This is a genomic window from Streptomyces sp. NPDC003036, assembly GCF_040611175.1.
In the GTDB taxonomy this organism is placed as follows: domain Bacteria; phylum Actinomycetota; class Actinomycetes; order Streptomycetales; family Streptomycetaceae; genus Streptomyces.
The window spans coordinates 91,464-103,984 of record NZ_JBEXNO010000016.1 but is presented as its reverse complement, the minus strand read 5'-3'; the positions used below and the strand labels follow the sequence as shown (position 1 = coordinate 103,984).

Sequence of the window (12,521 nt, the reverse complement as noted above, 5' to 3'; positions counted from 1 at the left end):
CGGGGGTCACGGCGGCCCAACCCGGCCCGCCACAGGTCCGTGATAAGGAGAGGGACGTGACTGATACCCCCGCATACCGACCCGCCGGTGACCGCTACGACTCCATGGAGTACCGCCGCACCGGCCGCAGTGGCCTGAAGCTGCCCGCCGTTTCGCTGGGACTGTGGCACAACTTCGGCGACGACCGCACGCTCGCCTCGCAGCGCGCGATCCTGCGCCGCGCCTTCGACCTCGGTGTGACCCACTTCGACCTGGCGAACAACTACGGGCCGCCGCCCGGCTCCGCCGAGCTGAACTTCGGCAAGATCTTCGCCCAGGACTTCGCGCCGTACCGTGACGAACTCGTCATCTCGACCAAGGCCGGGTACCTGATGCACCCCGGCCCGTACGGCGAGTGGGGCTCCCGCAAGTACCTGCTGTCCTCGCTCGACGCGTCGCTGCGGCGGATGGGCCTCGACTACGTCGACATCTTCTACTCGCACCGCTTCGACAAGGACACCCCGCTCGAGGAGACCATGGGCGCCCTGGCCTCCGCCGTGCAGCAGGGCAAGGCGCTGTACGTCGGCGTCTCCTCGTACAGCAGCGAGCAGACGGCCGAGGCGGCGCGGCTGCTGCGGGAGATGGGCGTTCCGGCGCTGATCCACCAGCCGTCGTACTCGATGATCAACCGCTGGACGGAGGAGGACGGCCTCCTCGACACCCTGGAGGAGGCGGGCATGGGCTGCATCGCCTTCGCGCCGCTCGCCCAGGGCCTGCTCACCGACAAGTACCTCAGGGGCATCCCCGAGGGTTCGCGGGCCACGCAGGGCAAGTCCCTCGACCCGAACCTCCTCTCCGACGAGGTCGTCCGCCGGCTCCGCGGCCTGGACGAGATCGCGCGCCGCCGCGGGCAGTCGCTCGCGCAGCTGGCGCTGACCTGGGTGCTGCGCGACGAGCGGATGACGTCGGCGCTCATCGGCGCGTCCAGCGTGACGCAGTTGGAGCAGAACATCGCGGCGCTGGGCGGGGCGCCGCTCAGCGAGGAGGAGCTGAAGGAGATCGACTCGTACGCGGTCGACACCGCCGGCACCAACATCTGGGCGGCGCGCGGCTGAACGGAAAACGGGCCGGTCCGTGGGGGGGATACGGACCGGCCCGAGGGGGGGTTTCCACCATAACCCTTCGTGAGACGTGCTGCGTGCCGCGACAGGCCGCCACTACGCTCCGAAAACACGGGACCGCGCTGCGGACACGGCGGGGGCCCCTGGAGGCGGGCGCCGCGGCTGTACCCCCCAAGGGGGACCCGGCTCCGGAGGCGCCGCGTTGACGGCCCTGACGGCCTCCCGTCTATCCCCGGTGTTCCCGCTGTTCCCGTCGGAGGAGCGTGATGCCGTCACGCTGGGCGACGCGCTGGTAGCCGTACCGCTTCTCGGCCGCGGCCAGCTCGGCCAGCTGCTGCTTGATCGGGTAGGGCCAGTGCCCGGTCCGGTACGGCCACGCCTCGGGGGGCCGGCGGTCGAAGACGATCCACTCGGCGGTGGGCCGCGGCAGGCGCTTCCTGTCGTACTCGTACAGCTTCCCCGCCACCGGGAAGGTCGGGAAGACGACGACCGTGCAGCGGGAGGTCAGCTGCGGGACCAGCCGGTTGGACGCGGCGACGGTCGCGCCGTCCGGGATCCTCGCGAGCAGCGCGCGGGCCGCCTCGACGTGCGGGGTCGTGCGCCAGGTCGCGCGCTGGGCGAGCAGCGCGAGCGGGAACGACGGCAGCATGACCAGGGTCACGGCGAGGGCGGTGGCGAGCGAGGCGCGCACGTGGCGGGCGGCCAGCGGGTGGCCGGTGCGGCGCCAGACGGTGAGCGCGTCGATCAGCCCGGCGCAGACGACGGGCATGAGCACGGCGCTGTAGTGGAAGGCTGTGCCCCAGTGGAAGGCGTTCTGCGACAGCATGCGCCAGGCGAGCGTCGGTACGGCGATCAGCGCGAGCGGGGAGCGGAGCGCGAGCAGCGCGGACGGCGCGAAGACCAGGACCAGGGTCATGGCCTTGATGTCGGGGCGCAGGGCGTCGAGGGGGGCGTGCGCGAGGGCGGCGAGGAGGGAGCCGTGGCCTTCGCCGGGGCCGCCGGAGCCACCGGGGTTGCCGCCGAGGTTCCCGCCGTGGGCGTACGCGCCGCCGGGGTGGAGGGCGGGCAGCAGGACCAGGATCTCGACGGCCGACCCGGCGAGCCCCGCCACGGCGGTGGCGATGCCGAGCCGCCGCGGGCCGCCGCGCCACGCGATGTACGCACCGATGGCGGCGAGGGTGAGGCCCAGGTCCTCCTTGACCAGCAGCAGGGGCGCGGCCCAGGCGACGGCCGCCCGCCAGCGCCGCCGGGCCAGCGCTTCGAGCGAGAAGGCGAGCAGCGGTACGGCGAGGGCGACCTCGTGGAAGTCGAAGGCGGCCGCCGACGCGATGCCCCAGCTCAGCCCGTACACGGCGGCCACGGCGTGCGCCGCGCGGCGGCCGAGCGCGCGGGCGGCCCAGCGGGCGAGCGGGACGACGGCGAGGGCGAGCAGCGCGGACTGGGCGACGAGCAGGCACAGCGGCGACGGCCACAGGCGGTAGAGCGGCGCGAGGACGGCCAGCAGCGGGTGGAAGTGGTCGCCGAGGAGGTTGAAGCCCTCGCCGCGCAAGGGCACGACGGGGGCGCGGAGTTCGGCGTACGCCCGTACGGCCTGCTCGAAGATGCCGAGGTCGTAGCCGGTGGTGCGCAGCAGCTGGTGGCGGCGTACGGCGACGGTGGCGTACAGCGCGCACAGCGCGGCGGCCCACCCCCAGGCGAGGAGCCGGGGGGTGGCGGCCGGGTGCGCCGTGGCGGGGGCGGCGGGCGGCGGCGAGACCTTTTGAGTGGGGAATGTCCGCATATGGCGGATGCTAGGCGGCGGGCGCCGCGGCTCAGGTGAGGGCGTGGCCCGTGGTGCTGTCCACGTGGTCCGGCAGCTTTCCTTCGTGGCGGTCGCCGGTGGACACCGTCCCGGACGGCTCGAACAGCAGGATGTCCGCGCCCTCCGGCGCCGACGGCCTGTGCTCGGTCCCCTTCGGTACGACGAAGGTGTCACCGCGCCGCAGGACGACCGTCCGCTCGGCGCCGTCGGCGGCGCCGCGCAGGGCGATCTCGAACCGCCCGTCCAGGACCAGGAAGAACTCGTCCGTCTCCTCGTGGACGTGCCAGACGTGCTCGCCGGCGGCATGGGCGACGCGTACGTCGTAGTCGTTCATGCGGGCGACGATGCGGGGGCTGTAGACGTCGTCGAAGGAGGCGAGGGCCTCGGTGACATTGACCGGGTCTGTGCGCATACCCGGCATTTTGCCAGTCACCATGGCGCGGAGGAGGCGGTGAACGCGCCGAGCAGCAGCCCCACCAGCGCCCCACCGATCATGAACGGCCCGAACGGGATCGCGCTCTTGCGGCTCGCCCGCCGCAGGAGCACCAGCCCCATCCCGTACACCGCGCCGAAGAGGAACCCGGCGAAGGCGCCCGCGAGGAGGATGTCCCAGCCGTACCACCCAAGGGCGACCCCGAGCGACAGCGCGAGCTTGACGTCGCCGAAGCCCATGCCGTTCGGGTGGATCAGGAACAGCGTGAAGTACGCGCCGCCGAGGGCGAGCCCGCCGAGCAGCGCGGAGGGCCACGACCCGGCGTGCCCGGGCAGCAGCGCGGCGGCCCCGAGGAGCCCGGCGGCCGCTCCGGCGAGCGGCAGCGTCAGCCGGTCGGGCAGCCGGTGCACGCGCGCGTCCACGGCGGCGAGCAGCACGGCGAACGGCGCGAGCAGCAGCCACGCGGCGAGCTCGGGCCGCGGCCCGGTCGCGGCGGCGAGCACGGCGCACGCGAGGGCGGTACCGAGGGGGAGGGCGTTGCCGGAGGGCAGGGCGGCCGCGGCCTCGGGCACGGTCGCGCCGCAGGGCGCGCAGCGCGCGAGGCCGACCCAGCCGCGCGCCGGTCCGGTGAAGGGGTGTCCGGCCGGGCAGGTGTCGCGCCACGTCTCCTCCGGCTCGACCGACAGCCGGTACGCGGCGCGCGGCAGGAGCAGCCCGGTGGCGGCGCCCCACAGGGCGGCGACGGCGATCAGCGTGGCGTACACGCAGCGAACCCTAGGGCGGCACCGGGCCTCGGTCATGGGCCCGTGGGCCCATTCCCGTACGCCGTCGCCCCCGCTACGGTCCTGCTCCATGGGGACCACGAGGACCACGGCGAAATGGCGCAACGGCACGGCGCGGTTGACGGTCGCGGGCGACCACGCGGCCGTCGCGGTCGAGGTCGCCGCCTCGTACGGCACCCGCCGGCGCGGGCTGCTCGGCCGGGACGGCATCGACGGCGCCATGCTCCTGACGCCGTGCAACAGCGTCCACACCTTCCGGATGCGGTTCGCCATCGACGTCGCGTACCTGGACCGGGAGCTGAACGTCCTCGCCGTCACCACCATGCCGCCCGGCCGTCTCGGCCTGCCGCGCCCGCGCGCCCGCCACGTACTGGAGGCGGAGGCGGGGGCCATGGAGCGGTGGGGCCTGCGGCCGGGGGTCCGGCTGGCGATCAGCGCAGTTTCGCCGCCTGAGCGGTGATCAGGGCGGCCGGCACCTCCGGGGTCTTCGGACCTTCGAGGTTCGCGGTGTAGAAGGTCGCCACCGTGGCGCCCGAGCGCACGACGTGGAAGACCAGCGGCACCGGATCGCCCTCGAAGTCCGCCGTCAGCTGGTACGCCAGGCCGTCGTCGCCCGCCTTCACGGGAGGCAGCGCGCGCACGCTCCGGTACGTGGAGGGGCCGGTCGGTCCGGTAGTGGTGAAGCCGTCGCGGCACGCCGTCACGGCGGCGCGCAGCCGGTTGAGGACGGTGGCCGCGCCCTGGTCCCCGTGGGTGGTGAGGAACACGGAGACGGCGGGGCGGCTCTCGGGGTTCGCGCCGGTGATCTGGCGGTACGCGGACGCCTGCGCGGCCGGCTCGGGCTTGCCGTTGAGCAGGGAGGTGAGCGGCGCGCACGCCTCCTTGGCGGGCGTCTCGCCCTGCGCGGGCGGCGGGTCCATGGGGCCGACGGTGTAGCCCGGTACGTCGGCGGTGGCGAGGATCGCCCGGTCGAGCTCGGCTGCGGTGAGGGGCCTGCGCGTGCCGGGGTTCCCGGCAGCCGGGGCGGAGGTGCCGGGGGCGGGAGTGGCGGGGGCGGTCGGGGCCGGGTTGGGGGCGGGGCTCCCGCTCGTCCCCGAGCCCGTGCTCGTGGGCTTCTTCGGGTCGTCGGGCCCGCACGCCGCCAGCACCACCGCCGCGAGGGCGGCGGCCACCGCTCGTGCCGTACGTTCCGTACGCCTGGTCATGAGCGGACGCTAGCAACGCCGTTCCGCCGGGCGCATGGGTCCACGGACCCAAAGCGCCTACGGCGGCCCGGCCCCCAGCAGCGTGAACGCCCCGTACGCCCCCGACGCCAGCGCCAGCCCGGCCAGCACGAGCACCAGGTTCCGGTCGCGCAGGCGGGCGAGGGCGACCGCCGCCGGGAGCAGCAGCGGGAAGGCGGGCATGATCAGGCGCGGGCGGGAGCCGAAGTACGCGGCGCCGACGAGCGAGATGACGACGACGGCCAGCCCGTACACGAGCACGGGCAGCGGCTGGCGCTGGCGGACACACAGCCACACCACCCAGCCCAGCAGCGCGAGCGCGGCGCACAGCCCGACCCCCGCGAGCGGCTGCGGCCCGGTGAGGTTGCGCCAGACGAAGCGGCCGAGGGCCACGCCTCCGTCGATGCTGTTGCCCCAGGCGGCCTGGACGTCGAAGTACGCGGTGGGGCTGGACTTCCGTACGGCCACGAAGACGATGTAACCGAGCCAGCCCAGCGGCGCGAGCAGCACGCCGGCGGCCATCCGGAGCGTGAGGCGCCGCTCGCGTACGACCGTCACCACCGCCGTGACGCCGAGCGCGGCGATCAGCGCGGCGGCCGAGGGGCGGGTGAGCCCGGCCAGCACGCACAGGGCGCCGGCCCGGATCCAGTGTCCGCGCAGCACGGCGTACAGCGACCAGGCGGCGAGCGCGGTGAAGAGGGTCTCGGTGTACGCCATCGACTGCACGAACGCCGTCGGGTACACCCCCCACAGCACCGCCAGCACCGCCCCGGCGCGCGGCCCCGCGAGGTGCGCGCCGACGGCGTAGATGCCCCACGCGGCGGCGAGCGAGGCCGCCCACGCCACGACGAGCCCGGCGTCGTCGGCCCCGAGGGGCGACAGGGCCGCGAGGCCCCGCTCCAGGGCGGGCAGCAGGGGGAAGAAGGCCAGGTCGGAGTGGACGCTTCCGTCGGGGAGGCGGACCTCGTGCCCGTAGCCGTGCTCGGCGATGCGTACGTACCAGACGGAGTCCCAGCGCCCCTTGAGCCGGTGGAGGGCGTCCTCACCGGTGACGGCGGCGGCGACCGCGAGGACCGCCACACCGACGAGCCGCACCGCCGCGTACCCCCACAAAGCGGGCGCGGCCCCGCTGGTCTGCTCTCTGTGCACGGACATGCGGTCGATTATGTCGAGGTGTCCGGAGCCGACTGGCGTGCCTCGGGCAGCGGCTCCACGCGGGCGGCGGGCAGCTGCGGGACCGGCGCTTCGACGGCGTCGACGGTGAGGACGGGCTCGTCGTCGTCCGACTCGTACAGCCGAGCCCGGGCGACCGTTCCCTCGGGCGTGGCGGCCCAGTACGCCGAGGGGTTCACCAGGTCCGTCGCCGGATACAGCACGGTCGTCCCGGTCGCGGCGGCGACGCGGCGGGCCGCCGCCGGCTCGTCGGGCGCGTCGGGGACGGCCTCGTCGGAGACGTACACGTCCCAGGAGAGGGCGAGGTCACCACGGACCGCGCGGTAGCCGCAGAGCACGGGGGCGTCCCAGTTCCGGCCCTCGGGATCGGCGTCCTCGGCGGCGACGTCCACGTCCGTCACCGGTACGCCGACCGCACCGGCCAGCGCCGCCGCCATGTCGGCGGGGGCCGGCCGGTGCACGGTCAGGAAGTTGTAGAGCACGGCCGGATCCGCTGCGGATCAGGGCCCGACGTCGGTGTCACGCCCGTCGCGCAGGTCGAAGTACGTGACCTGCCACCCCGTGCCGAGCTCCCGCCGAAGCCGGCGGGCGAGCTCCGCGCCCCGGGCGGCGAAGGCCTCCTCGTCCTGCGGCGAACGGAAGCCCGACGCCATCGGGTCGTCGCGGTCCAGCGTGGCGTCGAACGCGTCGCCCCACCGCTCCAGGTCCTCCTGGAGCTCGCGGCTCACCGGGAGGTCGGCCGGGGCGATGTTGTCCAGACCCTCGTCGGACCGGAGCCACACCGGATGGCAGTCGTAGTCCGCCGCCACTCGCACCGTCTTGCCGCTGCTCATCGTGCCACCCACCATCCGACTCATCCGACGCTCTTGGGGTTCGCCCCGACGACGAACCCATTGTTCCCGACAGTCACGGCCACGCGCCGCTTCTGCCCCTGGAACTCGACCTCGTAGACGGGCCGGCCCTCGCCCTTGCCCTGGTACCCGACCTTCTTGCCCTTGGTCGCCGCCGCCATCACCAGGTCGGGGATGTCCTCCTTGGCGACCCCGGCCCGCTCGAAGTCGTCCGCGTGCTCCTCCAGGATGTGCTTGAGGCCGGCGCGGGAGTTGCCCTCCTCCAGGAAGACGATCTTCCCGTCCGCGTTCCGCTCCGCCCGGAGCACCTTCTCCGGGTCGAACTTGACGCCCTGGTCCTTCATCTCGTCGAGCAGCGCCTGATCCACGCAGTCGTTGTTGTGGACGAGCGACGCACCCCGCGCACCGACGGCGACGTAGTACGTGTGGCTGCCGGCGACCGTCAGGTCGTGGGTGGTCCGCCGCTGCGTGTAGCGCTCGACGGCGGTGACCGGCAGCACCTCACCGGCCGGCGTACGCAGCGCCGCACCGGGCCGGATGTCGCCGGCGTCCACCCAGCGCCCGGGGCCCACCAGCCAGAAGGGGTGCGTGTCGGTGGCGGTGACCGTGCCGGTGGCCGTGGTCAGCCGGGTGAAGTCCTTGTCGTCGTACGTCGTGAACGTACGCGTGACCGTGCGCAGGGTCGTCAGCCCGGTGACCGGGTCGGTCGCGAGGACCTGGTCCCCGACGCGTACCGACTCGATCGGCACGCTGAGCCCGCCCCCGACGAGCACCCGGGTGCCGGGCGGGAAGCTGTGCCCGACGGGGCAGGTGATGGGCTTCTTCGGTTCCTTCTGCTTGTCGGGGTCCCACTTCTTCTTGGCGTCGTCGAGCTTGTCCTGCGCGTCGGCGACCTTCTTGCGGTTCTTGATGAGGCCGGTGAGGCCGTCGTAGAGGTCGCCACCGTGCTTCTTGAGTCTGCGTACGAGCTCGACGGCCTGCTTCCACTTCCACGGCGCGCCGTACTTCGCGGCCAGCTTGCCGACCGCGCCACCGACGAGACTGGTGAGGACGTTGATGAGCGTCTCGGTGCAGGCGCCCATGTCCCCCTTGGTGATGCAGTCCAGGGCGTCGGTGATGCCGAGCTCCTCGGCGAGGATCTTGGCGAGCTCCTTCGCCGCCGCGACGGCCTTGCCGCGATCCGCCTTCTCGGCCGCCTGGGCGTCCTGAAGCTCCTTCAGGGCCTGCTCGTAGGCGAGCTGCTCGGGCGACTTGCCGTTGTCGTCCGTGGCGGGTTTCGGCCCGCTGGGATCGTCGTCGGCGGGATCGCCGTCACCGGGTGGATCCTGTGCTTCCGGCTGCCCCGTATCCGCATTCCCCCCGCAGTTGTCACCGCCGGTGACGCGGCACACCTGCGTCCGCAGCTCGGCGGCGATGGTCGGCCCGAGCCCGGTGGCCAGCAGCGCACCGACGATCGCCACGACGACCGCGACCAGCCCGACGTACTCCAGCGTCGACTGCCCCGACTGCGCCCGGCGCAGCCCCAGCAGGCGAGCCTCGGTGCGCGGCATCCGCCACGCCAGTACCCGACGACGACACGACATACGGCCGACGGTAGGAGCGCGGCCCGCCGAAGTCTTGGGCCCAGGGGCCCAGGGGCGGTCTCATTCGCGGCCTGGGGCGCTACTCCCCGGCCGCGTCCACCAGGTCGTCATGCGTCGTGGTCGCGTCGATGGTGACGTCGAAGTGGTAGCCCTGGTCGCAGAAGACGAGGTCGGTGCCGGCCGGGACGAGCTTGCGGTACCAGAGGGCGAATTCGGCGACCAGGCGGATGTCGCCGTCCAGGGTCACGCCGCGCCCGTCGACGTAGGAGCGGCCCTCCAGCTCGGCGTCGCCGCGCCGCAGCTCCCACTCGATGTCGCCGACCTCGTAGCCGTCGGGCAGCTCCCTGCGGCGCACCGTGGCGTCGGGCCACTCCGCCGCCAGGGAGGCCACGAGCACGTCCTGGCCCACACTCCACGTGTCACTGTCGAACGTCACCAGATGGCTCATGCCGACAGGATCTCAGGCGGTTGTCCACAGGGGATGCCGGCGGGGGACGGCACCGGGACGATGGCTTCCATGCGGGGAGGGCTGGCAGCAGGTGGTGCGCGTCGCATGGGCCCGGCCTACTCCTCCGTGAGCGGCAAGCTCACCCAGGACTTGGTCCCTCGCCCCTGCGCTTGGGCTTCGCCCACCCCCCAGTCGCCGCCGCGCTCGTGCACGAGGAAGTCCAGCAACCAGAGCTGTCGGCGCCGCCGCTCCTCGCAGAGAGTCAGGGCCTCGGGATCGCGGTGGCGCGGATGCTGGTCCCATACGACGAACCTGAGCGCGCCGGCGCGGTACCGCAGGGACAGGTAGACATCCTTGCCGGGCGTCAGCTTGCCCGCGATGACCAGGAGCTCGTTGGCGACGAGAGCCCCGTCATCGGCGTACGCCGCAAGCCCGTGCGTCCGCAGCACGGCCCGCACGGACTCCCGCGCCACCCGGGCGCAGTGCGGCTCTCCCGGCAGGGTCAGGCTGAGGGCAACCGCCTCCTTACAGGGTGGCCGCGCGGGCGAACGCGGGAAGGCGACGGTGACGGGGCAGAGCGCGGTGCGCAGGGTCGGAGGCATGGCGGACTCCTTTGTCCTGACTGGCGACGGCTGACGGCTGTGGAGGCGTTCGAGCGGCGGCTTGTGTCCCTGACGCATGCCCACCCCTCCCAGGGCCGGAGGCTGCGGGCAGGCACGCGTGATGCACCTGCACTCATCTCGGCAGCGTGAGCAGCGCGTTACTGAATGTAGAGCAGTGTTTGACACCTGTGCCATCAGTTTTGTGGCAATTACCCCTCACGATGGACCTGGACACCCGTCCACCGGCAAACTGACCCCGACCACCCGCCGGGAGAGGCATCCTGTGACCCGACCTTCACCTTCGGAACGCCAGAAGCGACTGGGTGCGGAGCTGCGCAAGATGCGCGTTGCCGCAGGGGCCACTACCGAGTACGCCGCCGGACTGCTCGGCCTGGACCGTACGAAGATCTCCAACATGGAGTCCGGTATCCGAGCCATCAGCGCCGACCGGATCCGCACGCTGGCATGCAACTACGACTGCACGGACCACAGTTACGTCGACGCGCTGGCCGCCATGGCCATCGAGCGGAAGCGAGGCTGGTGGGAGCAGTACCGGGGCTCGCTGCCCCAAGGCCTGCTGGACGTCGCCGAACTGGAGTGGCACGCCGTACGCGTACGCACGGCACAGATCGTTCACCTTCCCGGGCTCCTGAGCACCGAGGCCTACGCAAGAGCCATCTTCAGCGCCGCCCTTCCCCCGCTTTCACCTCTCGAGGTCGAACTCCGAGTCGCCCACCGCATGCAGCGCCAGCGCGTCTTCGACCGAAAAGTCCCCCTCCAGTACGTCGGTTACGTCCACGAGGCGGCGCTCCGCATGCGGTTCGGCGGCCGCGACGTCACGCGCGCCCAGCTGCACCACCTTGTCGCCATGAGCGACCACGACCACATCGAGCTGCGCGTTGTCCCGGTCGAGCGCGGCGTCTTCCCTGGTGCGGGCCAGGCGCTGCTCTACGCGGAGGGGGCTGTGCCGCAGCTCGACACCGTGCAGCTCGATTCCGCACACGGCCCGGAGTTCATACATGCGGAGGCGCAACTAGCCACGTACCGCGCACACCTGGAGTGGATGGAGGAGGCTTCTCTGCCGCCGAAGCAGTCACGGGACTTCATCCACGCGATCGCACGTCATCTCTGAGGAGACCCGTATGGACGAGATCCACTGGGAAGAACCGTTCTGCGCCGAGGGCAACAATTGCTTCCGCCTCGGCACCGACGACGACGGCAACGCCTACATCGCCGTCCTCGGCGAGGAGGACCATTACCTCACCGACAGCCGCGAGGCGCTGCGGAGCCTCATCCGCGACATCAAGGCGGGCAAGGCGGACCACCTGCTGTAGCCGCCGCACGCCACGTGCGGGGTCACGGGCGGTCGGCGGAAGGCCGCGCGGCTCAGCGGAACTCGTGGACGACCTCGATCGTGCCGACGATGTGCGCGTTGAAGTCGTCGAGCTCCTCCGCCGGAACCCAGAGCTCCAGGATGGTGCGACCGCCGGCCTGCTGGACCGGGTAGCGGGTCAGGAAGTCCGACTCGACGTCGAAGCGGGTGACGAAGCCGGCCCCGTCGTGCTGGACGTTCCAGTCGCGCGCGATGCGGATGGCGTAGTCCTCGTTGAGGACGGGGTAGAAGATCGGCTGCTCCGGAAGCCGGGGCGGCCAGGCGCGCCACTCCAGCTCCTCGACGAGCGCGAGCTCCTTGGGGCCGGTGGGGCGCCACAGGGTCGTCGTCTCGGGCTGGAGGGACATGGCTTCGCTCTCTGGAGTCGGGGGCGGAAGCCCGGACGTTACCGGCACTCGGCGCCGCCGGCCAGGCACTTTCGGCACCGGGCGGCCCACGGCCCTATGCACGCCCGCCTGTTGGCGCCGATGATGTCCGGGTGACCACACGCATCGACACGCTGATCTCCGCGCTCGGCCTCTTCACCGGCCTCATGCTCCTCGCCGGTGCGCTGCGCGAGTACCAGGCGGGTGCGTCCGGGCCCGGATTCGTCGCGGCCGGCCTCGCGATCGTCCTCGTCTCCGGGGTCGTGCTCGTACGGGACCTGCGCCGCGCTCAGTCGGCGAAGCGGCGGACGTAACGCTTCTGCCAGGGCGTCTCGACGGCGCGGCGGTCGTAGTTCCGGCGTACGTACTCCACGGCCTCGTCGGCCGGGACCCCGTCGAGCACCGCGAGGCAGGCCAGCGCGGTACCGGTACGTCCGCGACCGCCGCCGCAGGCGATCTCGACGCGCTCGTCGGCGGCGCGCTTCCACGCCTCGCGGAGGACGGCCGCGGCCTGTGCCCGGTCGCCGGGCAGCCGGAAGTCGGGCCAGCGCAGCCACCCGGCTTCCCACGGGACCTCGGGGGGCTGCTTGCCCAGCAGGTAAACGGCGTACGTCGGCGTGGGCCCTGCGGGCAGCGGCCGGCGCAGCGCACGGCCTCGGACCAGGCGCCCGGAGGGCAGCCGCAGGACGCCGGGATCAGTGGGGTTCCAGATCTCGGTCACCCGTCCAGCCTATGCGGCGGGACGGGGGTGCGAGGTGGAACGTACA

The 12,521-nt window shown here is 72.8% G+C and carries 17 protein-coding genes; 5 read left to right on the top strand and 12 right to left on the bottom strand.

Features of this window, described 5'->3' with window-relative positions:
* Positions 1–56: 56 nt before the first annotated feature.
* The gene (gene mgrA / locus ABZX67_RS14505) at positions 57–1,094 is read left to right on the top strand and encodes an L-glyceraldehyde 3-phosphate reductase (RefSeq protein WP_355359173.1); all 1,038 of its coding nucleotides are present in this window, start codon (positions 57–59) and stop codon (positions 1,092–1,094) included.
* Between the two features lie 232 nt (positions 1,095–1,326).
* Here mgrA and ABZX67_RS14500 read toward each other — a convergent pair whose 3' ends face one another.
* The 3 genes from ABZX67_RS14500 to ABZX67_RS14490 are packed head-to-tail and all read right to left on the bottom strand — an operon-like array spanning position 1,327 to position 4,098.
* On the bottom strand, positions 1,327–2,880 hold the full coding sequence (locus ABZX67_RS14500) for a DUF2079 domain-containing protein (RefSeq protein ID WP_355359170.1): 1,554 nt from the start codon (positions 2,878–2,880) through the stop codon (positions 1,327–1,329).
* 31 nt (positions 2,881–2,911) lie between these two features.
* Complete coding sequence (locus ABZX67_RS14495; RefSeq protein WP_355359167.1) at positions 2,912–3,313, bottom strand: cupin domain-containing protein; 402 nt, start codon at positions 3,311–3,313, stop codon at positions 2,912–2,914.
* Positions 3,314–3,330: 17 nt separating this feature from the next.
* Positions 3,331–4,098 carry an A24 family peptidase gene (locus tag ABZX67_RS14490; protein WP_355359164.1) on the bottom strand — a complete coding sequence of 256 codons (768 nt, stop codon included), beginning with the start codon at positions 4,096–4,098 and terminating at the stop codon, positions 3,331–3,333.
* Positions 4,099–4,186: 88 nt separating this feature from the next.
* Between ABZX67_RS14490 and ABZX67_RS14485 the strand changes: the two genes are divergently transcribed.
* Positions 4,187–4,576: a DUF192 domain-containing protein gene (locus tag ABZX67_RS14485; RefSeq protein WP_355359161.1), complete on the top strand. Its 390-nt coding sequence runs from the start codon at positions 4,187–4,189 to the stop codon at positions 4,574–4,576.
* Here the strand turns inward: ABZX67_RS14485 and ABZX67_RS14480 are convergent.
* From ABZX67_RS14480 to ABZX67_RS14450, 7 genes are all read right to left on the bottom strand, one after another.
* Positions 4,548–5,321, bottom strand: a complete 774-nt coding sequence (locus ABZX67_RS14480) for a hypothetical protein (protein ID WP_355359158.1) — start codon at positions 5,319–5,321, stop codon at positions 4,548–4,550. The two genes, ABZX67_RS14485 and ABZX67_RS14480, sit on opposite strands and share 29 nt — an antisense overlap.
* A gap of 57 nt (positions 5,322–5,378) precedes the next feature.
* Positions 5,379–6,494, bottom strand: coding sequence for a hypothetical protein (locus ABZX67_RS14475; RefSeq protein WP_355359155.1), 1,116 nt, complete (start codon positions 6,492–6,494; stop codon positions 5,379–5,381).
* An 8-nt stretch (positions 6,495–6,502) separates the two neighbouring features.
* On the bottom strand, positions 6,503–6,994 hold the full coding sequence (locus ABZX67_RS14470; protein WP_355359152.1) for a hypothetical protein: 492 nt from the start codon (positions 6,992–6,994) through the stop codon (positions 6,503–6,505).
* An 18-nt stretch (positions 6,995–7,012) separates the two neighbouring features.
* The gene (locus tag ABZX67_RS14465) at positions 7,013–7,345 is read right to left on the bottom strand and encodes a hypothetical protein (protein ID WP_355359149.1); all 333 of its coding nucleotides are present in this window, start codon (positions 7,343–7,345) and stop codon (positions 7,013–7,015) included.
* 20 nt (positions 7,346–7,365) lie between these two features.
* Positions 7,366–8,946 carry a polymorphic toxin-type HINT domain-containing protein gene (locus ABZX67_RS14460; protein ID WP_355359146.1) on the bottom strand — a complete coding sequence of 527 codons (1,581 nt, stop codon included), beginning with the start codon at positions 8,944–8,946 and terminating at the stop codon, positions 7,366–7,368.
* Positions 8,947–9,025: 79 nt separating this feature from the next.
* Complete coding sequence (locus ABZX67_RS14455; protein WP_355359143.1) at positions 9,026–9,394, bottom strand: hypothetical protein; 369 nt, start codon at positions 9,392–9,394, stop codon at positions 9,026–9,028.
* Positions 9,395–9,510: 116 nt separating this feature from the next.
* A complete protein-coding gene (locus tag ABZX67_RS14450) occupies positions 9,511–9,996 on the bottom strand; it encodes an ATP-binding protein (RefSeq protein WP_355359140.1) in 486 nt (161 codons plus the stop codon).
* 283 nt (positions 9,997–10,279) lie between these two features.
* On the opposite strand from ABZX67_RS14450, the gene ABZX67_RS14445 reads away from it, so the two are divergent.
* Together ABZX67_RS14445 and ABZX67_RS14440 are read left to right on the top strand one after the other, a co-directional pair.
* The gene (locus ABZX67_RS14445; protein WP_355359137.1) at positions 10,280–11,128 is read left to right on the top strand and encodes a helix-turn-helix transcriptional regulator; all 849 of its coding nucleotides are present in this window, start codon (positions 10,280–10,282) and stop codon (positions 11,126–11,128) included.
* 10 nt (positions 11,129–11,138) lie between these two features.
* Positions 11,139–11,330: a hypothetical protein gene (locus tag ABZX67_RS14440; RefSeq protein WP_355359134.1), complete on the top strand. Its 192-nt coding sequence runs from the start codon at positions 11,139–11,141 to the stop codon at positions 11,328–11,330.
* Positions 11,331–11,382: 52 nt separating this feature from the next.
* On the opposite strand, the gene ABZX67_RS14435 is transcribed toward ABZX67_RS14440, so the two are convergent.
* On the bottom strand, positions 11,383–11,736 hold the full coding sequence (locus ABZX67_RS14435; RefSeq protein WP_355359131.1) for a hypothetical protein: 354 nt from the start codon (positions 11,734–11,736) through the stop codon (positions 11,383–11,385).
* A 131-nt stretch (positions 11,737–11,867) separates the two neighbouring features.
* Here ABZX67_RS14435 and ABZX67_RS14430 point away from each other — a divergent pair, with 131 nt between their 5' ends.
* Positions 11,868–12,068, top strand: a complete 201-nt coding sequence (locus ABZX67_RS14430; protein WP_355359128.1) for a hypothetical protein — start codon at positions 11,868–11,870, stop codon at positions 12,066–12,068.
* On the opposite strand, the gene ABZX67_RS14425 is transcribed toward ABZX67_RS14430, so the two are convergent.
* The gene (locus ABZX67_RS14425; protein WP_355359125.1) at positions 12,044–12,475 is read right to left on the bottom strand and encodes a protein-tyrosine phosphatase family protein; all 432 of its coding nucleotides are present in this window, start codon (positions 12,473–12,475) and stop codon (positions 12,044–12,046) included. The two genes, ABZX67_RS14430 and ABZX67_RS14425, sit on opposite strands and share 25 nt — an antisense overlap.
* Between the last annotated feature and the right edge of the window lie 46 nt (positions 12,476–12,521).

What these genes read in the sequence shown, in the direction of transcription:
- ABZX67_RS14495 (WP_355359167.1), bottom strand. Translation starts at nt 3,313, where the DNA reads ATGCGCACAGACCCGGTCAATGTCACCGAGGCCCTCGCCTCCTTCGAC.
- ABZX67_RS14465 (WP_355359149.1), bottom strand. Translation starts at nt 7,345, where the DNA reads ATGAGCAGCGGCAAGACGGTGCGAGTGGCGGCGGACTACGACTGCCAT.
- ABZX67_RS14435 (WP_355359131.1), bottom strand. Translation starts at nt 11,736, where the DNA reads ATGTCCCTCCAGCCCGAGACGACGACCCTGTGGCGCCCCACCGGCCCC.
- ABZX67_RS14485 (WP_355359161.1), top strand. Translation starts at nt 4,187, where the DNA reads ATGGGGACCACGAGGACCACGGCGAAATGGCGCAACGGCACGGCGCGG.
- ABZX67_RS14475 (WP_355359155.1), bottom strand. Translation starts at nt 6,494, where the DNA reads ATGTCCGTGCACAGAGAGCAGACCAGCGGGGCCGCGCCCGCTTTGTGG.
- ABZX67_RS14500 (WP_355359170.1), bottom strand. Translation starts at nt 2,880, where the DNA reads ATGCGGACATTCCCCACTCAAAAGGTCTCGCCGCCGCCCGCCGCCCCC.
- ABZX67_RS14480 (WP_355359158.1), bottom strand. Translation starts at nt 5,321, where the DNA reads ATGACCAGGCGTACGGAACGTACGGCACGAGCGGTGGCCGCCGCCCTC.
- ABZX67_RS14460 (WP_355359146.1), bottom strand. Translation starts at nt 8,946, where the DNA reads ATGTCGTGTCGTCGTCGGGTACTGGCGTGGCGGATGCCGCGCACCGAG.
- ABZX67_RS14455 (WP_355359143.1), bottom strand. Translation starts at nt 9,394, where the DNA reads ATGAGCCATCTGGTGACGTTCGACAGTGACACGTGGAGTGTGGGCCAG.
- ABZX67_RS14440 (WP_355359134.1), top strand. Translation starts at nt 11,139, where the DNA reads ATGGACGAGATCCACTGGGAAGAACCGTTCTGCGCCGAGGGCAACAAT.
- ABZX67_RS14450 (WP_355359140.1), bottom strand. Translation starts at nt 9,996, where the DNA reads ATGCCTCCGACCCTGCGCACCGCGCTCTGCCCCGTCACCGTCGCCTTC.